At 62.4% G+C, this 18,377-nt stretch carries 16 protein-coding genes and 1 pseudogene; 12 read left to right on the forward strand and 5 right to left on the reverse strand.

Features of this window, described 5'->3' with window-relative positions:
* Positions 1–15 precede the first annotated feature (15 nt).
* Positions 16–177, forward strand: a pseudogene (locus OKW98_RS09505) (class II aldolase/adducin family protein); the annotation flags it as partial.
* 477 nt (positions 178–654) lie between these two features.
* Here the strand turns inward: OKW98_RS09505 and OKW98_RS09510 are convergent.
* The 3 genes from OKW98_RS09510 to OKW98_RS09520 form a co-directional block, all read right to left on the reverse strand.
* Complete coding sequence (locus tag OKW98_RS09510; RefSeq protein WP_265388927.1) at positions 655–1,065, reverse strand: PA2817 family protein; 411 nt, start codon at positions 1,063–1,065, stop codon at positions 655–657.
* A gap of 64 nt (positions 1,066–1,129) precedes the next feature.
* On the reverse strand, positions 1,130–1,333 hold the full coding sequence (locus tag OKW98_RS09515; RefSeq protein ID WP_265388928.1) for a hypothetical protein: 204 nt from the start codon (positions 1,331–1,333) through the stop codon (positions 1,130–1,132).
* Between the two features lie 197 nt (positions 1,334–1,530).
* Positions 1,531–3,975: an acyl-CoA dehydrogenase gene (locus tag OKW98_RS09520; protein WP_265388929.1), complete on the reverse strand. Its 2,445-nt coding sequence runs from the start codon at positions 3,973–3,975 to the stop codon at positions 1,531–1,533.
* Positions 3,976–4,188: 213 nt separating this feature from the next.
* Between OKW98_RS09520 and OKW98_RS09525 the strand changes: the two genes are divergently transcribed.
* From OKW98_RS09525 to OKW98_RS09535, 3 genes are all read left to right on the forward strand, one after another.
* Positions 4,189–4,812 (forward strand): glutathione S-transferase family protein, encoded by a 624-nt coding sequence (locus tag OKW98_RS09525; protein WP_265388930.1) that lies wholly within the window; start codon positions 4,189–4,191, stop codon positions 4,810–4,812.
* Positions 4,813–5,031: 219 nt separating this feature from the next.
* Positions 5,032–5,964, forward strand: coding sequence for an ABC transporter ATP-binding protein (locus tag OKW98_RS09530; protein ID WP_265388931.1), 933 nt, complete (start codon positions 5,032–5,034; stop codon positions 5,962–5,964).
* Complete coding sequence (locus OKW98_RS09535; protein WP_065993104.1) at positions 5,961–6,740, forward strand: ABC transporter permease; 780 nt, start codon at positions 5,961–5,963, stop codon at positions 6,738–6,740. Before OKW98_RS09530 ends, OKW98_RS09535 begins: the two co-directional genes overlap by 4 nt.
* Before the next feature lie 156 nt (positions 6,741–6,896).
* Here OKW98_RS09535 and OKW98_RS09540 read toward each other — a convergent pair whose 3' ends face one another.
* Positions 6,897–7,418: a DUF2062 domain-containing protein gene (locus tag OKW98_RS09540; RefSeq protein WP_265388932.1), complete on the reverse strand. Its 522-nt coding sequence runs from the start codon at positions 7,416–7,418 to the stop codon at positions 6,897–6,899.
* Between the two features lie 153 nt (positions 7,419–7,571).
* Between OKW98_RS09540 and OKW98_RS09545 the strand changes: the two genes are divergently transcribed.
* The 8 genes from OKW98_RS09545 (at position 7,572) to OKW98_RS09580 (ending at position 14,653) form a co-directional block, all read left to right on the forward strand.
* Positions 7,572–9,788 (forward strand): DNA internalization-related competence protein ComEC/Rec2, encoded by a 2,217-nt coding sequence (locus tag OKW98_RS09545; protein ID WP_265388933.1) that lies wholly within the window; start codon positions 7,572–7,574, stop codon positions 9,786–9,788.
* A gap of 84 nt (positions 9,789–9,872) precedes the next feature.
* A complete protein-coding gene (locus OKW98_RS09550; protein ID WP_265388934.1) occupies positions 9,873–10,547 on the forward strand; it encodes a MotA/TolQ/ExbB proton channel family protein in 675 nt (224 codons plus the stop codon).
* Positions 10,544–10,975 (forward strand): ExbD/TolR family protein, encoded by a 432-nt coding sequence (locus OKW98_RS09555; protein ID WP_065993112.1) that lies wholly within the window; start codon positions 10,544–10,546, stop codon positions 10,973–10,975. The genes OKW98_RS09550 and OKW98_RS09555 overlap by 4 nt, the downstream gene beginning before the upstream one ends.
* Complete coding sequence (lpxK, locus tag OKW98_RS09560) at positions 10,975–11,970, forward strand: tetraacyldisaccharide 4'-kinase (protein ID WP_265388935.1); 996 nt, start codon at positions 10,975–10,977, stop codon at positions 11,968–11,970. The genes OKW98_RS09555 and lpxK overlap by 1 nt, the downstream gene beginning before the upstream one ends.
* 17 nt (positions 11,971–11,987) lie before the next feature.
* Entirely contained in the window at positions 11,988–12,173 is a 186-nt protein-coding gene (locus OKW98_RS09565; RefSeq protein ID WP_003174668.1) for a Trm112 family protein, read from the forward strand.
* Entirely contained in the window at positions 12,170–12,934 is a 765-nt protein-coding gene (gene kdsB / locus OKW98_RS09570; protein ID WP_265388936.1) for a 3-deoxy-manno-octulosonate cytidylyltransferase, read from the forward strand. The genes OKW98_RS09565 and kdsB overlap by 4 nt, the downstream gene beginning before the upstream one ends.
* A gap of 46 nt (positions 12,935–12,980) precedes the next feature.
* Positions 12,981–14,000 carry a UDP-N-acetylmuramate dehydrogenase gene (murB, locus tag OKW98_RS09575; protein ID WP_265388937.1) on the forward strand — a complete coding sequence of 340 codons (1,020 nt, stop codon included), beginning with the start codon at positions 12,981–12,983 and terminating at the stop codon, positions 13,998–14,000.
* Between the two features lie 56 nt (positions 14,001–14,056).
* Positions 14,057–14,653 (forward strand): nucleotidyltransferase family protein, encoded by a 597-nt coding sequence (locus OKW98_RS09580; protein ID WP_265388938.1) that lies wholly within the window; start codon positions 14,057–14,059, stop codon positions 14,651–14,653.
* A gap of 101 nt (positions 14,654–14,754) precedes the next feature.
* Here the strand turns inward: OKW98_RS09580 and rne are convergent, their stop codons facing one another.
* Positions 14,755–18,081 (reverse strand): ribonuclease E, encoded by a 3,327-nt coding sequence (gene rne, locus OKW98_RS09585; protein ID WP_416148246.1) that lies wholly within the window; start codon positions 18,079–18,081, stop codon positions 14,755–14,757.
* Positions 18,082–18,377: the final 296 nt, after the last annotated feature.

The following is an 18,377-nucleotide window of genomic DNA, read 5'->3' on the forward strand; positions in this document are numbered from 1 at the left end:
TCGCGCAGCCTCACGAGCTGCCGAAGTCTCGGTTTTTCCGGGCCCGTGACGTATCTCGGTGACGAAGGTACTGCGCAGGGCCTCGGCGGGCGCGAGCGGCGGGTGGCGGACCTGGGCGACAAGAACGTGATGATCCTGAGCAACCACGGCCTGCTCACGGTAGGGCTGAGTGCAGAGTGACGCGGAGGGTCCTGAGCTGCATTCCCACGCAGAGCGCGGGGACGATCGATTCGCGGCGCTCGCACTGGCCTCTTCCCGGCTAAAGCCGGTCCCACGAAGAGCAGCGCGCATATTCTGTGGGACCGGCTTTAGCCGGGAAGCCGTTGGTCTGTTGTTGATCTTGATTTTGATCTTTAAACGCAGAAGGTCCAGGCACCGCCGAACGCGACTTGGGTGCAGGCTGAACGCAGGTCTCGCGGAGTGGGCCGAGCCGCATGGATGCGGCGAGAGCGCCGTCAGGACATGGATGTCCGTTCGGCGCGTGCCCACGGAGCGGGACCGGAGTGAAGGAACCCCGACGGAGGAGGGGCCAAACCGAGAGCAGGCACTTTTGGTTACTTTTGGTGCTTTTCAAAAGTAACTCGCCGAAGGCGAAACAGAGGCCGTTAGGCCGACGCCTTTGATCTTGATCTGGATCGTAATGCCGACCTCAGATCAATGCTTGAACTCAGACTGCGACATCGCCAACAACTGCTTCTCCTGATTCCAGTCAAACGGCTCCTCGTTCTCCATCGCCTCAAACCGACGCTCCTCCAGCGCCGTATACAAATCAATCTCGTCGTCCGGCATGAAATGCAGACAATCGCCCGCGAAAAACCACAGCAAATCCCGCGGCACCAAATGCGCAATCTGCGGGTAACGCTGAATCACCTGACACAACAAATCCTGCCCCAGATACTGACTCTCGATCGGATCAGCCGGCAACAGCGTCAGCAACTCATCGTAACGCTCCAGAAACAGCGCATGGCTTTCCTCGGGGACCTGCTCGGCTTCTCCCAGCGCGACCAGGATGCCGCGCAAATGCAACAGCTGATTCATGATGTGGTCGAGATTGGCGTCGGCCATGATGAAGCCCTCAGAGACAAAAACAGGCGCGGGAGTATAGATCCCCCCGCCGCCTGCGGCTATCTCAATGCCACAACCCGGCCAGATAACGGTGGCCTGCCTCAGTGAGGGCAAGGTGCGCAAAGGTGCGGTCGGGACTGGGCAGACGGGTGACGAAGCCCATCATCAGAAGGGTTTGCAGGGTTTGGGTCGGCTTGCCGCTGTAAAGATCCTCCCCCGAGGCAATTTCAGAGAGCAGGCAGCGATGAGTCAGGCGTTGGTCAATCATGGTGCGTCCCCTTGGGTTTTTCTTGTTGTTCCAAGGAGTGTAGGACAATTCGCCAGAGCGGTGTATGTAGACGTAAGTCGTGGGCAGCACCTGTAGAAGCGCGCTGCCCGCGAATGAGGTCGTGTCAGCTAACGTTCATGTTGCTGACCTACCGCAATCGCGGGCAAGCGCGCTCCTACAGGGTTTGCCTCAATTAATCAGCGGATTTTGCCTGCAGTGGCGACCAGCTCTTCCTTGTCGAAATCATCCACATCGATCACCTTGCGTCGCGCCGCTTCTGCCGCGCGCAAGGTTTCCGCCTCGGCCGCCTGCAACACGCCTGCGTTGAGCGCGGCATCGATCAGAGGCTCCCCACCCGCCGGCTTGACCTGACCGCTTTTCACCGCCTGATGAAGCTTGCTGCGAATAGCCTTGGCGCCGATGAGCAAGTCGCTGGCGTGCTGCAACGCGCCGACCGGATCCTCGGCGTCGGTCGGGCGATAACAACCGGCAAGCACCGATTCCAGCGCCGGGTCGCCTTTGGCACGGCCGAGGATTTCCGCGACCTGCGCATCGAGCCTGTCCGATGGCCCTTTGTGGCGACGGCCGAACGGGAACACGATCACCCGCAGCAGCCCGCCAAGAATGCGGTTAGGGAAATTGCTCAGCAGCTCATCCAGCGCACGCTCCGACTCACCCAGCGCTTCTTCCATGGACCAGCAGAACAGAGGGGCCAGCGCTTCGGGATAATCCAGATCGTGGTAACGCTTGAGCGCGGCGGACGCCAGGTACATGTGGCTCAGCACATCGCCCAAGCGCGCCGACAGACGCTCGCGACGTTTCAGCTCGCCGCCCAGCAGCATCATGCTCAGGTCAGCCAGCATCGCAAACGCTGCGGCCTGCCGGTTCAGCGCGCGGAAATAACCCTGACTCAGGCGATCACCCGGCACGCTTTCGAAATGCCCAAGGCCCAGGTTCAACACCAGCGTACTGGCCGCGTTACGCACGGCGAAACCAATGTGCTGCATCAGCAGGTCGTCGAATTCCACCACTGCGCGGTCATGATCCTTACGACCGGCGAGGGCCATTTCCTTCAGCACGAACGGATGGCAGCGAATGGCGCCCTGACCGAAGATCATCAGGTTGCGCGACAGAATGTTTGCGCCTTCGACGGTGATGAAGATCGGCGCGCCTTGCCACGAGCGACCCAGATAGTTGTTCGGGCCCATGATGATGCCCTTGCCGCCATGCACATCCATCGCGTGGGTGATGCACTCGCGGCCGCGCTCGGTCAGGTGGTATTTCAGAATCGCCGACAGCACCGAAGGCTTCTCGCCCAGATCCACTGCGTTTGCGGTGAGGATGCGCGCACTGTCCATCAACCAGGCGTTGCCGCCGATTCGTGCCAGGGACTCCTGAATTCCTTCGAACGCCGCCAGGGGTACGTTGAACTGCTCGCGAACCTGGGTGTACTGGCCGGTGACCAGGCTGGTGAATTTGGCTGCACCAGTACCGACGGCCGGGAGCGAGATCGAACGCCCGACCGACAGGCAATTCATCAACATCATCCAGCCTTTGCCGAGCATGTCCTGCCCGCCGATCAGGTACTCCAGCGGAATGAACACGTCCTTGCCCGAGTTCGGGCCGTTCATGAACGCCGCGCCCAGTGGCACATGACGACGGCCGATCTCTACACCTGCCGTGTCGGTCGGAATCAGCGCCAGAGTGATACCCAGGTCTGTTTCGTCACCCAGCAAATGCTCAGGGTCGTAGGCCTTGAAGGCGAGGCCGAGCAGAGTGGCGACCGGGCCGAGGGTGATGTAGCGCTTTTCCCAATTCAGGCGCAGACCGATGACTTCCTCACCTTCCCACTGGCCCTTGCAGATGATCCCGGTGTCGGGCATCGCCCCTGCGTCGGAGCCAGCCAGCGGGCCGGTCAATGCGAAGCACGGGATCTCGTCGCCACGGGCCAGGCGTGGCAAGTAGTGATTGCGCTGCTCGTCGGTGCCGTAATGCAGCAGCAGCTCTGCCGGGCCCAGTGAGTTGGGCACCATCACCGTCGAGGCCAGATCGCCGCTGCGGGTCGCCAGTTTCATCGCCACTTGGGAGTGGGCGTAGGCCGAGAACCCTTTGCCGCCGTATTCCTTGGGAATGATCAGCGCGAAGAAACCATGTTCCTTTATATGCGCCCACGCTTGCGGCGGCAGGTCCATGGCCTGGCCGATTTCCCAGTCGCTGACCATGGCGCAGAGTTCTTCGGTCGGGCCATCAAGGAAAGCCTGCTCTTCATCGGTCAGTTTGCTCTTCGGGTAGCTGAGCAGGGTGTTCCAGTCCGGACGGCCGCTGAACAGCTCGCCATCCCACCACACCGTGCCGGCGTCGATGGCGTCACGCTCGGTGGCGGACATCGGCGGCAGCACTTTCTGAAACCACGAGAACATCGGCGCACTGAAGTGTTTGCGTCGCAGGTCCGGCAGCGCCAGCAGCAACGCGACGCCCAGCCACAGCACCCACGGAATGATCATCCAGGCATGGGCATGGCTGAACGCGCCCATCGCCAACAGGTATACCGCGACGATGCCCAGGGCGGGGAAGGGCGCAACTCGCCGATGGGCCAGCCAGGCCACGCCAACCACCAACACTACGATCCACAGCAACAACATAAACAGCCCTCCATGATGACGGTGCGATGAGCGCGACCGGCTGCGCAGTCGACCGCTCTGGCCCGCGCATCGATAGTGACCCCGTGCTACCAAGGGAGTTCGGGGGGTGGCCGATGCACAGGAAGTTGTGGCTCGAACACCCGCATCCCGGAGTAGACTGTGGCCCGCCGCAAACGCCACTCACCGCTCGTTGACCACACGGAGAATGCCAACATGTTGAAGATCTGGGGCCGCAAGAACTCGTCCAATGTGCGCAAGGCGCTGTGGATCGCCGAGGAACTGGGGCTCGATTATGAGTCGCTGAATGCCGGCGGCGCCTTCGGTGTCAACGATCAGCCCGAATACCTGGCGAAGAACCCCAACGGTGTGGTGCCGATGATCGAAGACGGCGAGTTCGTGCTGTGGGAGTCCAACACCATCGTTCGCTACCTGGCCGCGCAATACGCGCCGGACTCGGCTCTCTATCCGGCCAGCCCCAAGGCGCGTGCCCAGGCCGAGAAGTGGATGGACTGGACCACGTCGACGCTGGCCGGCCCATTCCGCCCGGTGTTCTGGGGCGTGTTGCGCACCCCTGCCGAGCAGCAGGACTGGACGCAGATCAATGCGGCTAAAGCTGAAGTCGAGCGCCTGCTGGTCATCGTCGACGCAGCACTGGCCCGTCAGCCGTACCTATCGGGCGATGAATTCGGCATGGGCGACATTCCCCTCGGCTGCTTCGCTTACCCCTGGTTCGAAATGCCGATTGAACGCCTTGAGCTGCCCCACCTCAAAGCCTGGTACGAACGTTTGCAGCAGCGTCCGGCGTATCAGAAGGCCGTGATGACCGCGCTGACCTGAGTTTAGCCCGTGTCGAGTTAATACTGACTATCAATCGATGTCGCTGTACTTGGGCGGCATCGGCACGCAACATTGCTGCCGCTGCATTTGTAGGCATGTGTTGCGCCTGATATTCCAGGTGCGCAGCACGGTAAATGTCAGCGCGCCGCTGAGCCCGGCAACTGCACGTTCGTATTCGTTTATCTTCCCTTTTTCATTTTTATTGGTGTGTGTTCAGTCATGAGTTCAGCTCTGTCCATCCGGCAGCTAACCAAGACCTACGGCAACGGTTTCCAGGCCCTCAAGGGCATTGATCTGGACGTCGCCGAGGGTGATTTCTTCGCATTGCTCGGCCCCAACGGCGCCGGCAAATCCACCACCATCGGGATCATCTCGACCCTGGTCAACAAGACCAGCGGCACGGTGAACATTTTCGGCCACGACCTTGATCGCAACCCGGCGCAGCTCAAGCGCTCGATCGGCGTGGTACCGCAGGAATTCAATTTCAATCAGTTCGAGAAGACCTTCGACATCGTCGTGACCCAGGCGGGTTATTACGGCATTCCGCCGAAGATCGCCAAAGAGCGCGCTGAGCAGTACCTGACTCAATTGGGGCTGTGGGACAAGCGCGATGTGCCTTCGCGCTCGTTGTCCGGCGGCATGAAGCGCCGCTTGATGATCGCCCGCGCGCTTATTCACGAGCCGCGTCTGTTGATCCTTGACGAGCCCACCGCGGGCGTTGATATCGAGCTGCGTCGTTCGATGTGGACCTTTCTCACCGAGCTGAACGAAAAAGGCATCACCATCATCCTCACCACCCATTACCTGGAGGAGGCTGAGCAGCTGTGCCGCAACATCGGCATCATCGATCACGGCACGATCATCGAAAACACCGGCATGAAGACGCTGCTCAACAAACTGACCGTTGAGACCTTCCTGCTGGACCTGCGCGATCCGCTGCAAGCCGCGCCTCAGCTCAACGACTATCCGGTGCGACTGGTGGACAACCAGACGCTTGAGGTGCAGGTCGACAAAACCATCGGCATCACGTCGCTGTTCAGTCAGTTGTCGCTGCAGAACATTCAGGTGTTGAGCCTGCGCAATAAAACCAATCGCCTTGAGGAGCTGTTTGTGGGTCTGGTCGAGAAGAATCTGGCGAAGGTGGCGATATGAGCTCGGAGCTGCGCCCCAATCTGATTGCCCTGAACACCATCGTTTATCGTGAGGTAAGGCGTTTCATGCGGATCTGGCCGCAGACCCTGCTGCCGCCGGCGATCACCATGGTTCTGTACTTCGTGATCTTCGGCAACCTGATCGGTCGGCAGATCGGCGACATGGGTGGCTTCACCTACATGCAGTACATCGTGCCCGGCCTGATCATGATGTCGGTGATCACCAACTCCTACGGCAACGTGGTGTCGAGCTTCTTCGGCGCCAAGTTCCAGCGTTCGGTCGAAGAGCTGATGGTCTCGCCGGTATCGCCGCACACCATTCTGATCGGCTACACCATCGGCGGCGTGCTGCGCGGGCTGGCGGTGGGGGTGATCGTCACGATGCTGTCGATGTTCTTCACCGACCTGCAGGTGCATCACTTGGGCATCACCATCATTGTGGTGCTGCTGACCGCGACGATTTTCTCGCTGTTGGGCTTTATCAACGCTGTGTTTGCGCGCAATTTCGATGATATTTCGATCATCCCGACGTTCGTGCTGACGCCGCTGACCTACCTGGGCGGGGTGTTCTACTCGATCAACCTGCTGCCGCCCTTCTGGCAGACCGTGTCGCTGGCCAACCCGGTGCTGCATATGGTCAACGCCTTCCGCTTCGGCATTCTCGGCGTGTCGGACATCAAGATCAGCATTGCCTTGGCCTTCATGGTCGTCGCGACCATCGTGCTGTACCTGGGCTGCGCTCGGCTGCTGGTGAGCGGACGCGGGATGCGTCAGTAACGGATTTCAGAACGATCGTTCCCACGCTCCGCGTGGTAATGCCGCCCCAAACGCTCTGCGTTGACTGTGACGCCGAGCGTCAAACGGGCCGTTACCACGCGGAGCGTGGGAACGATCATGTCTTCTGGCTTGGCGCGTTCGCGGGCAAGCGCGCTCCTACACTGACTTACGCCGCACCTGACGCGCCTTCCACTGCCTTCCGACCCACCAGCGCCAGTACGCCATCGTCCCGAAATACCCCGCCACACCCAGCACAATCCCCGCCACCACCGATCCCAGCAAAAACGGCTGCCACAAGGTGGACAGCTGTCCGCTGATCCAGTCCCAGCTCAGTTCGTCCGGGAAATGCCGCGGCGGCAAGCCCATCAGCAACGCGCCGATTTTGTAGGTGCAATAAAACACCGGCGGCATCGTCAGCGGGTTGGTCAGCCAGCACAGACTCACCGCGATCGGCATATTGGCCCGCACCCAGATCGCCAGCACGGCGGCCAGCAGCATCTGCAACGGCATGGGCATCAAGGCGGCGAACAGCCCGATCCCCATCGCGCGCGCCACGGAGTGTCGATTGAGGTGCCAGAGGTTGGGGGCGTGCAGAAGAGAGCCAAGAAAGCGTAAGGACTTATGTTCCCGGATGCTGTTCGGATCGGGCAGGTACCGCTTGATCAGGTGGCGTGGCATACGGGAATCCGGCGAGGTGGGCGGGAAATTCGGGGAAGTATGCACGGATAGTCGCAGACGCAAATTCAGACTTTGTGACAATTAATAAGTGCGCAGGCCGGGGCATCAGCTAAGCCATTGGAGTCGAATTCGCCCGCTAACAAGGAAAGCCTAATGCGCACAGGGATGCTCGCGCTTGCACTCGGATTGCTGACGTTGCGTTTTCTGCCGGCATTACCGCCGGTCTGGTTGCTGCTGATGATGCCCGTGGTCGCGCTGATGCTGCTGCCGTTTCGTACCTACCCGCTGGCGTTTTACCTGTTCGGCCTGGCCTGGGCCTGTGTGTCCGCGTCGTCGGCGCTGGACGATCGACTGGCCGAGCGCCTCGATGGGCAAACGCTCTGGCTGGAAGGGCGCGTCATCGGGCTACCGCAGACGATCGACGGCGTGGTGCGTTTTCAGCTGGAGGATCCTGTTTCACGACGGGCGCGGCTGCCGGAGCAGATCCGCATTGGCTGGTATGGCGGCCCGCCCATCAGCAGCGGCGAACGCTGGCGTGTGGCGGTCAAGCTCAAGCGACCCGGTGGGCTGGTCAACCCCGGCGCCTTCGATTACCAGGCATGGCTGCTGGCCCAGCGCATTGGCGCCACCGGCACGGTGGTGGACGGCCAGTTGCTTGAACCGGCTCTGGGCAATTGGCGCGACGGCATTCGCCAGCGCCTGCTCAGTGTGGATGCCCAAGGCCGACAGGGCGGGCTGGCCGCCTTGGTGCTGGGGGACGATTCCGGGCTGAGTGCCGCCGATTGGCAAGTCCTGCAGGACACCGGGACTGTTCACTTGCTGGTCATTTCCGGGACGCACATCGGCTTGCTCGCGGGTTTGCTCTACGGCCTTGTCGCCGGCCTGGCCCGCTGGGGTGCGTGGCCGCCGTTTTTGCCCTGGCTGCACTCGGCGTGCCTCGCGGCGTTCGCGGGCGCGCTGGCCTATGGCGTGCTGGCAGGCTTTGAAGTGCCGGTGCAGCGGGCCGTCATCATGCTGGGGCTGGTGCTGCTCTGGCGTCTGCGTTTTCGCCAGCTGGGCACCACGTGGCCACTGTTGCTGGCGCTGAATCTGGTGCTGATCGCCGAGCCGCTGGTCACGTTGCGGCCGGGTTTCTGGCTGTCGTTTCTGGCCGTCGGCATCTTAATGCTGATCTTCAGCGGGCGACTCGGGTCTTGGAGCTGGCTGCAAAGCTGGACCCGCGCACAGTGGCTCATCGCGCTGGGGCTGTTGCCGGTGCTGCTGGCGCTGAACTTGCCAGTGAGCGTGAGCGGTCCGGCCGTCAATCTGCTGGCCGTACCGTGGTTGAGTCTGTTGATTTTGCCCCTGGCGTTGCTCGGCACGCTGCTGCTGGCGATCCCGCCCCTGGGCGAAAGCCTGCTGTGGCTGGCGGGCGGCTCGATGGACGGTTTGTTTCGCTGGCTCACGTTCATGGCCGATCTCGCTCCCGCCTGGACCGGCCCGCATGTGCCGCTGTGGGTCTGGCCATTAAGCCTGCTCGGCGCGCTGCTGCTGTTGCTGCCCAAAGGCCTGCCCATGCGCCCGCTGGGTTGGCCCTTGCTATTGCTGTGCATCTTCCCACCGCAGAAAGCCGTGCCCGTCGGGCAAGTCGAAGTGCTGCAACTGGACGTGGGGCAGGGCCTCGCCATTTTGCTGCGCACCCGGGACCACGCACTGCTCTATGACGCGGGGCCGCGCTTTGGTGATTTTGATATCGGCGAGCGCGTAGTGTTGCCGGCCATTCGCCGCGCCGGGGTCAAACGGCTGGACACGCTGCTGCTCAGTCATGCCGATTCCGACCACGCCGGTGGCGCCGCTGCCGTTCTCAAAGGCGTGCCCGTTGCGCGGGTGCTGGCGGGCGACACAGGGCGTATGCCCGCCGAACTGTCGGCCGAGTCCTGCCGTAACGGGGAAACATGGACGTGGGATGAGGTCACTTTCTCCACCTGGATCTGGGAGCATGCCGCCGAAGGCAATCAGGCCTCTTGCGTGCTCAGCGTCGAGGCCAACGGCGAGCGGCTGTTGCTCACCGGTGATATCGATGTAGAGGCAGAGCGCGCGATGCTCGACGACGGCTTCGACGTCAGCGCTCACTGGCTGCAATCCCCCCACCACGGCAGCCGCAGCTCGTCGTCCCGGGCTTTTTTGCGCGCTGTCGGTGCGCATGGCGTGCTGATTTCCCGAGGCCGCAATAATGCGTTCGGCCACCCGCATCCGCTGGTGCTGTCGCGCTACGCGTGGTCCGGCATGGAGATTCACGACAGCGCCGAACAGGGTGCCATCACCTTGCAAGTGGGCGCCTACGAAGAAGCCCGGGCTGAACGTAGGACTCGACGCTTCTGGCGTGACTGAAAGGGAGGGTTATTCATCGACACGTTCGGCGAGGCGCCGACGCTATGTTAGAGTGGCGCCACTTTTTTTGAGGGGGTGGTCGCTGTGTGGGAGCTGGTCAAATCAGGTGGCTGGATGATGCTGCCGATCATTTTGAGTTCCATTGCCGCCGTCGGAATCATCATCGAACGCCTCTGGACCCTGCGCGCCAGCCGTATCACGCCGCCGCATTTGCTCGGTCAGGTGTGGCGCTGGATTCAGGACAAACAGCTGAGCGCCGAGAAGCTCAAGGAGCTGCGCGCCGACTCGCCGCTGGGTGAAATCCTCGCCGCCGGTCTGGCCAATTCCCGCCATGGTCGCGAGATAATGAAAGAGTGCATCGAGGAAGCCGCGGCCCGGGTCATTCACGAGCTCGAACGCTATCTCGCGACCCTTGGCACCATCGCCGCCATGGCGCCGCTGCTGGGTCTGCTGGGCACCGTGCTCGGCATGATCGACATCTTCAGCTCGTTCACCAGCAGCGGCATGACCGGCAACGCCGGCATGCTCGCGGGCGGCATCGGCAAGGCGCTGATCTGCACCGCCTCGGGCCTGACCGTTGCCATCCCCGCGATCTTCTTCCATCGCTATCTGCAAAGCCGCGTCGACGAGCTGGTGGTCGGCATGGAACAGGAAGCCATCAAACTGGTGGAAGTCGTGCAGGGCGATCGTGACGTCGACCTCACCGACGCCAAGCCCGACATCAAGGCTGCCGCGCGTGGCGAGGGCAAGAAGAAGTGAAATTCCGCCGTCGCAAGCCCAGGGAGACCATCGACATCAATCTGGTGTCGCTGATCGACGTGGTGTTCATCCTGCTGCTGTTCTTCGTCGTGACCACCACGTTCACCCGGGAAACCCAGCTGCGCGTCGACCTGCCCCAGGCGGTGACCGGCGCTTCGGCCGATGACGTCGACAAAAAACACCTCGACATCACTATCAATGCCGACGGCGTTTATTCGGTGAACAACACCCTGCTGGGCGACAGCAAGCTGGAAACCCTCATCGATGCCTTGCAGAAGGAATCCGAGGGCGACACCAGTCTGCCCCTGTCGATCAGCGCTGACGGCAAGACCCCCCATCAGGCGGTGATCACCGCCATGGACGCCGCCGGCAAACTCGGTTTCGCCCATTTGCGCATGACCACCGTCGAGGCCGCATCGGCTAACTGATGGCATTCACTGACCGACTGCTCGACGCCTGGTACCAAGGCCATCCGGCGCTGGCGCTGCTGCGCCCGCTCGAATGCCTGTACCGGCGCGTGGTGAACCGCAAGCGCGCGCGTTTTCTCGCCGGGCAGGGCGACATTTACACAGCGCCCGTTCCGGTCGTGGTGGTCGGCAATATCACCATCGGTGGCACCGGCAAGACGCCGCTGATTCTCTGGATGATCGATCATTGCCGCGCGCGCGGGCTGCGCGTCGGTGTGGTCAGCCGGGGTTACGGCGCCAAGCCGCCGAGCCTGCCCTGGCGTGTACTGCCGCAACAGGCTGCCGAACACGCGGGCGATGAACCGCTGTTGATCGTCAATCGCACCGGCGTGCCGCTGATGATCGACCCGGACCGCTCGCAAGCCGTGCGCGCCTTGCTGGCCGAGGAGCCCCTGGACCTCATTCTTTCAGACGACGGCCTGCAGCACTATCGCCTGAATCGCGACCTCGAACTGGTGCTGATCGATGCCGTTCGCGGGCTTGGCAATCGCCGCTGCCTGCCGGCGGGCCCGTTGCGCGAACCGGTCGAGCGGCTGCAGAGCGTTGATGCGCTGCTGTACAACGGCGCGAGCGCAGATCGCGAAGACGGTTTTGCGTTTCAGCTCAAGCCCTCGGCACTGGTCAACCTGCTCAGCGGTGAACGCCGGCCGGTCGATCATTTCCCGCCCGGCACACAGATCCACGCGGTGGCCGGCATCGGTAATCCGCAACGTTTCTTCAACACCCTCGAAGGACTACACTGGCGGCCTGTTCCACATGCGTTCGCCGACCACGCCGTGTTCAGCGCCCAGGCCCTCTTGTTTACACCGGCATTGCCCGTGGTCATGACCGAGAAGGACGCCGTCAAATGCGTGTCCTTCGCAGCGTCCGACTGGTGGTACCTGGCCGTGGAAGCCGTGCCTTCTCCGGCGTTCGTCAGTTGGTTCGATTCGCAGTTAACCCGTCTTTTGCCATGACTCGCTCAGGATCTCTTATGGACACCAAATTGCTCGACATTCTTGCCTGCCCGATCTGCAAGGGTCCGCTCAAGCTCAGCGCCGACAAAACCGAGCTGATCAGCAAAGGCGCCGGCCTTGCCTACCCGATCCGCGACGGCATTCCGGTGATGCTGGAAAGCGAAGCGCGCACCCTCACCACCGACGAGCGTCTGGACAAATGACCGCAGCGTTTACCGTTGTCATTCCTGCGCGCTATGGGTCGAGTCGCTTTCCGGGCAAGCCGCTGAAAACCATCGCCGGCAAGCCGATGATCCAGCACGTCTGGGAACAGGCGCGCAAAAGCAGCGCAGAGCGTGTGGTGGTTGCCACTGACGATCAGCGCATCGTCGAGGCTTGCCAGGCGTTCGGCGCCGAAGTACTGATGACCCGCGATGATCACAATTCCGGCACTGACCGTCTGGCCGAAGTCGCCGCCAAGCTGGGTCTGGCCGACGACGCCATCGTGGTCAACGTCCAGGGCGACGAGCCGATGATCCCGCCGGCTGTGATCGATCAGGTTGCCGACAACCTCGCGGCGCACCCTGAGGCGCGCATGTCGACCCTCGCCGAGCCGATCGAGGACGTGGCATCGCTGTTCAATCCCAACGTGGTCAAGGTCTGTTCCGACCTCAATGGCCTGGCCCTGACCTTCAGCCGCGCGCCGCTGCCCTGGGCTCGCGATGCGCTGGCGAAGACCCGCGAAGAGTTGCCGGAAGGCGTGCCGTACCGCCGCCACATCGGCATCTATGCCTACCGCGCCGGGTTCCTCCACGACTTTGTCAGCTGGGGGCCTTGCTGGCTGGAAAACACCGAGAACCTTGAGCAGTTGCGTGCGCTCTGGCACGGCGTGCGTATCCACGTGGCCGATGCCCTTGAAGCGCCACCGGCCGGTGTCGACACCGCCGAAGACCTGGAACGCGTCCGTCGTCTGCTGGAGGTTTGATGAGCCTGGGTCTGGTCGTTCTTCCACAGTTTTCACGGATGCACCCATGACGCTGAACGTGCAGCACGACGTGTCTCTCAAGCCCTACAACACGTTCGGCGTGGCTGTGCGCGCCCGGCGTTTTGCCGAGGCGTTCAGCGACGACGACGTGCGCGAGGCCCTCGCGTATTCATCCAGCCACGACGTGCCACTGATGGTCATTGGCGGTGGCAGTAACCTGCTGCTGACCCGTGATGTCGACGCCCTCGTGTTGCGCATGGCCAACCGAGGCATCCGCATCACCTATGAAGATTGCGGCGGTGCCATTGTCGAAGCGGAGGCGGGCGAGCCCTGGCATCCTTTCGTGCTGGACACGCTCGCCCAGGGACTGGCCGGGTTGGAAAACCTCAGCCTCATCCCCGGCACCGTCGGCGCTGCACCGATGCAAAACATCGGCGCTTACGGCGTTGAGCTCAAGGATGTTTTCCACAGCCTGACCGCGATGGATCGACACAGCGGCGAGCTGCGGGAATTTGCCCTGGCCGACTGCGAATTCGGCTACCGCGACAGCCTGTTCAAGCATCAGCCGAACCGCTGGCTGATCCTGCGGGTTCGGTTCAAGCTCAGCTACTCGGCGACCCTGCATCTCGATTACGGTCCGGTGCGTCAGCGCCTGGAAGAGCAGGGCATCAAAGAACCTTCGCCGATCCACGTGAGCCGTGCGATCTGCGCCATCCGCAGCGAAAAACTGCCGGACCCCGCGACGCTGGGCAATGCGGGGAGCTTCTTCAAGAACCCGCTGGTGTCCGCCGAGCAGTTTGCCGTGATCAAGCTCACGCATCCTGGCGTGGTCGGCTACCCTCAGGCCGATGGCCAGGTCAAGCTGGCGGCGGGCTGGTTGATCGAGCAGGCGGGCTGGAAGGGCTTTCGTGAGGGCGACGCCGGCGTTCATGCGCTGCAGTCGCTGGTGCTGGTCAACTATGGCCAGGCGTCGGGCAAGCAACTGCTCGGTCTGGCGCAGCGGATTCAGGCGGACATCCTCGAGCGCTTTGGTGTTGCGCTGGAAATGGAACCTAACCTGTATTGACCGTGGGATCCGTCCTCTCCCGGTTTGAGTCAGCGTCTATCCAGTGAGGGTTGAACATGAGTGAAACCCTGTGTGCCATCGTGCTGGCTGCCGGCCTCGGCAGCCGTTACCGGGCGGTCGCCGGTCACCACCGCAACAAGCTCCTGGCGCAATGCCTCGGGCGCGATGGCACGGAGCGATCGGTGCTGGAGCAGGTGCTCGCCAGCGTCAGACCCCTCGCCGATAAAACCGTCCTGCTGACCCGAGCCGATTACTGCAGCGTTGCTGAACTGGGCCTGCGCCACGGCTGTGAAGTGGTGGTGCTGGATTCCCCCGGCATGGGCGACAGCATCGCCGCGGCCGTTTCGGCCGAGCCTGCCCATCGCGGCTGGTTGATTGCATTGGGCGACATGCCCTTCATCCACGCTGACACCCTTGAGCGCGTAGCTCGTTCGGTAGAAGACGACGCCATCAGCGTACCGGTGCATGGCGGACAGTATGGGCATCCCGTCGCCTTTGGCCGCACCTTCGGGTCGGCGCTCATGGCGCTTGGCGGGGAGAAGGGCGCCAAACGGCTGTTCCTGGGCGCGCGGATCAAGGAGATCGAGGTCGACGACCCAGGCGTGTTATGGGACGTGGACGTGCCCGCTGCGCTGATCTTTCAACCGCGCTGATCTCATCACCAAGCCAACCTGCGCAGATGCCGCATTCCTAAAACCCAGGCATAAAAAAGCCCCACCTGCTTACACAGGTGGGGCTTTTTAGTTACAGCCGATTAAACGAGCGGTTTAGGCTCATCCGAGGCTTGCGCCTCTTTCTGCTGACGCTCAGCTTCCAGGCGACGGCGGCGCACTTCACGAGGATCGTTCGGTGCACGGCCATTGCTGGCAACCGGCAGCGCAGGCGCCTCTTCGGCGACAGGTTCTGCAACCGGTGCCTGAGGAGGTTCGACCGCCACTGGCGCAGCGACGATTTCCGCCGCTGCAGTCTGGGCTGGCGCTTCGATAGCCGGCGCGATGACCGGTTCAGCGGCCACCGGCTGCTGAACAACCGGTTCTACAACGGTCGGCGCGTCGATTTCCGACGCCTTGGCATGCACAGGCTCGGCAGCTTGAGCAGGTTCAGTAATCTGAACGAGTTCAGCGGCTTCGGCAGGCTCGGCAGCTTGAACAGGCTCAGCCGCTTTGACAGGCTCAACGACGTGAACCGGCTCAGCGACGGCCACTTCAACCACTTCGTGAACGGCTGCAGAAGCCGGAGCTTCCATGAACGCGGGCACGTCAACAGCGACCGGCATCTCGGCACTGGCTGGCGCGTCGGTCGATTCGGCTTCAGCGGCTGCTTTCACCTGACGTTCGAACGGGCTCAACGAGGCGTCGAATGTCGCCACTTCCACTTCCGGCATCACCGAGCGCTTGGCTTCAGGCGCAGGGGCTTCGACGACCGGCGCTTCAGGCGCTGCTTCGTAAGCCTGAGCGACGGGTGCTGCTTCAGTCGAGCTGGCTTCAACGGACGTGTTCGCACGTTCAGCCTGGCGGTGAGCATCGGCTTCGGCGGTGGCGCTGATGACGCGCTCCGCTACAGCCGCGACGCTTGCACCGGTGGCGACATCGCCACGGTCAGCATTTGCGTGCACTTCGTCATGGGAATCATGACCGTGCTCGCTGCCTTCGCCGTCATGGGCTTCAGAACCTTCCGAACCCTCAACGCCTTCGCTGCCTTCGATTTCATTGCCGTTGGCATCACGCTGACGCTCGCGACGGTTGCTGCGACGACGCTGGCCGCGTGAACGACGACGAGGGCGGTCGCCTTCGGCGTGCTCCTGGTTGTCATCCTGTTGCTCTTCGCTGGTCAGCAGGGTTTCGTCTTCGGCAGCAACGGCAGCCTGTTCAACGCGTGGTTGACGCTCTTCACGCGGCGCACGAGGCTGGCGCTCTTCACGCGGGGCGCGCTCAGGGCGTTCTTCGCGGGGCAGGTTGACAGCGGGTGCGGCGTCGATCGGATCACGCAGTTCACGCACGCGCTCTTCGCGCGGCTTGCGGTCTTCACGCCCAGCACGTGGCTGACGCTCTTCCCGTGGCGCACGGGCCGGACGCTCTTCGCGCGGTGCTGTTGTTTCCTCACGGGCTTCACGCGGCTCGCGCGGTGCACGCTCTTCACGAGGCGCGCGCTCCTCACGTGGGGCACGCTCTTCGCGCGGTGCGCGTTCTTCGCGATCGGCACGCGGCGCACGTTCTTCACGCGGCTTGCGTTCTTCGTCACGGCGACCGTTACGGCTGCGGCTCTGCTGACGGCCGTTACGGCGTTCGTCGTTGCGCGCAGGGCGCTCGGCAGCCGGTTTCTCGACCACAGCGGCAGGCGCAGCGGCTGGCTCTTCCTTGGAAGCGAACAGGCTGACCAGCGATTTCACCAGACCCTTGAACAGGCTTGGCTCGTGGGCGACCGGTGCAGGCGCAACGGCAACCGGCGCAGCGGCTTCAACCGGAACCGGTGCGTTGGCGCGGGCCGGGGCGGTCTTGACTGCCGCTTCCTGGCGAACCAGGGTGCGGGTCGCGGCGGCAGGCGGTGCCACTTCTTCCACTTCAGCAGCGGCTGCAGCGATTTCGTAGCTGGTCTGCAGGTTGTGCGCTTCCGGGCTGTCATCACGCAGACGCTGCACTTCGAAGTGCGGCGTTTCGAGATGGTCGTTCGGCAGAATGATAATGCGAGCGCGGGTGCGCAGTTCGATCTTGGTGATCGAGTTGCGTTTTTCGTTGAGCAGGAACGCTGCGACCGGGATCGGCACTTGAGCGCGCACTTCGGCCGTGCGGTCTTTCAGCGCTTCTTCTTCGATCAGGCGCAGGATCGCCAGCGACAGCGACTCAACGTCACGGATGATGCCGGTGCCGTTGCAACGCGGGCAGACAATGCCGCTGCTCTCGCCCAGGGATGGACGCAGACGCTGACGGGACATTTCCAGCAGGCCGAAGCGCGAGATGCGACCTACCTGGACGCGGGCACGGTCAGCCTCGAGGCTTTCACGGACCTTTTCTTCCACGGCGCGCTGGTTCTTGGCCGGGGTCATGTCGATGAAGTCGATGACGATCAGGCCGCCGATGTCGCGCAGACGCAGTTGACGGGCGATTTCCTCAGCCGCTTCAAGGTTGGTCTGCAGGGCGGTCTCTTCGATGTCGCTGCCTTTGGTGGCGCGCGCCGAGTTGATGTCGATGGACACCAGTGCTTCGGTCGGATCGATGACGATGGAGCCACCGGAAGGCAGTTCGACGACGCGCTGGAAGGCGGTTTCGATCTGGCTTTCGATCTGGAAGCGGTTGAACAGCGGAACGCTGTCTTCGTAGAGCTTGATCTTGCTGGCGTACTGCGGCATCACCTGACGGATAAACGTCAGCGCTTCTTCCTGGGCTTCAACGCTGTCGATCAGCACTTCGCCGATGTCCTGACGCAGGTAGTCGCGGATGGCGCGGATGATGACGTTGCTTTCCTGATAGATCAGGAACGGCGCGGAGCGGTCGAGGGAGGCCTCTTTGATCGCAGTCCACAGTTGCAGCAGGTAATCGAGGTCCCATTGCATTTCTTCGCTGCTGCGGCCGAGGCCGGCAGTACGAACGATCAGACCCATGTCGGCAGGGGCGATCAGGCCGTTCAGCGCTTCACGCAGTTCGTTGCGCTCTTCGCCTTCGATGCGACGCGAAATGCCACCGGCACGCGGGTTGTTCGGCATCAGGACCAGGTAGCGGCCTGCGAGGCTGATGAACGTGGTCAGGGCAGCGCCCTTGTTGCCACGCTCTTCTTTCTCGACCTGAACGATGACTTCCTGGCCTTCGCTCAGGACGTCCTTGATGTTGACGCGGCCTTCTGGCGACTTCTTGAAGTATTCGCGGGAGATTTCTTTCAGCGGCAGAAAGCCGTGACGCTCGGAGCCGAAGTCGACAAACGCGGCTTCAAGGCTGGGCTCGATACGCGTGATCCGGCCTTTATAGATGTTGGCCTTCTTCTGTTCGCGGGCCCCGGATTCGATGTCCAGGTCGTAGAGGCGCTGGCCGTCTACCAGCGCAACACGCAACTCTTCGGGTTGAGTTGCGTTAATCAGCATTCTTTTCATGTAGTACCGTCGGTTTCCGGGCTGCCGGAAACGGCGTTCGGCACACACGACTTCTCACGGTCGGTGTCAGGGCACGTCAGGAGTGCTTGAACACTCCAGTGTCTAACGAGGTTCGGCCAGCGGGGCCGAGTCGCGACGACGTTCCTGCTTGCTGTGGTGACAAATGACACCCTGTCAGCAAAAGCTTTGTCAGGAGGAGGAATCAACCATCGGTAGCGGACGATATTAAGCGTCTTGAATAAAGCCTTGTGCTACACAGTCCGACGGTTGTGCGTCTCCACCCCACACGTATCCCT

It is taken from the genome of Pseudomonas sp. KU26590, from assembly GCF_026153515.1.
Taxonomy (GTDB): domain Bacteria; phylum Pseudomonadota; class Gammaproteobacteria; order Pseudomonadales; family Pseudomonadaceae; genus Aquipseudomonas.

Coding starts and splice junctions, on each gene's coding strand:
- OKW98_RS09530 (WP_265388931.1), top strand. CDS start 5,032: ATGAGTTCAGCTCTGTCCATCCGGCAGCTAACCAAGACCTACGGCAAC.
- OKW98_RS09525 (WP_265388930.1), top strand. CDS start 4,189: ATGTTGAAGATCTGGGGCCGCAAGAACTCGTCCAATGTGCGCAAGGCG.
- rne (WP_416148246.1), bottom strand. CDS start 18,081: ATGAAAAGAATGCTGATTAACGCAACTCAACCCGAAGAGTTGCGTGTT.
- OKW98_RS09540 (WP_265388932.1), bottom strand. CDS start 7,418: ATGCCACGCCACCTGATCAAGCGGTACCTGCCCGATCCGAACAGCATC.
- murB (WP_265388937.1), top strand. CDS start 12,981: ATGACGCTGAACGTGCAGCACGACGTGTCTCTCAAGCCCTACAACACG.
- OKW98_RS09565 (WP_003174668.1), top strand. CDS start 11,988: ATGGACACCAAATTGCTCGACATTCTTGCCTGCCCGATCTGCAAGGGT.
- kdsB (WP_265388936.1), top strand. CDS start 12,170: ATGACCGCAGCGTTTACCGTTGTCATTCCTGCGCGCTATGGGTCGAGT.
- lpxK (WP_265388935.1), top strand. CDS start 10,975: ATGGCATTCACTGACCGACTGCTCGACGCCTGGTACCAAGGCCATCCG.
- OKW98_RS09580 (WP_265388938.1), top strand. CDS start 14,057: ATGAGTGAAACCCTGTGTGCCATCGTGCTGGCTGCCGGCCTCGGCAGC.
- OKW98_RS09520 (WP_265388929.1), bottom strand. CDS start 3,975: ATGTTGTTGCTGTGGATCGTAGTGTTGGTGGTTGGCGTGGCCTGGCTG.
- OKW98_RS09515 (WP_265388928.1), bottom strand. CDS start 1,333: ATGATTGACCAACGCCTGACTCATCGCTGCCTGCTCTCTGAAATTGCC.
- OKW98_RS09535 (WP_065993104.1), top strand. CDS start 5,961: ATGAGCTCGGAGCTGCGCCCCAATCTGATTGCCCTGAACACCATCGTT.
- OKW98_RS09510 (WP_265388927.1), bottom strand. CDS start 1,065: ATGGCCGACGCCAATCTCGACCACATCATGAATCAGCTGTTGCATTTG.
- OKW98_RS09545 (WP_265388933.1), top strand. CDS start 7,572: ATGCGCACAGGGATGCTCGCGCTTGCACTCGGATTGCTGACGTTGCGT.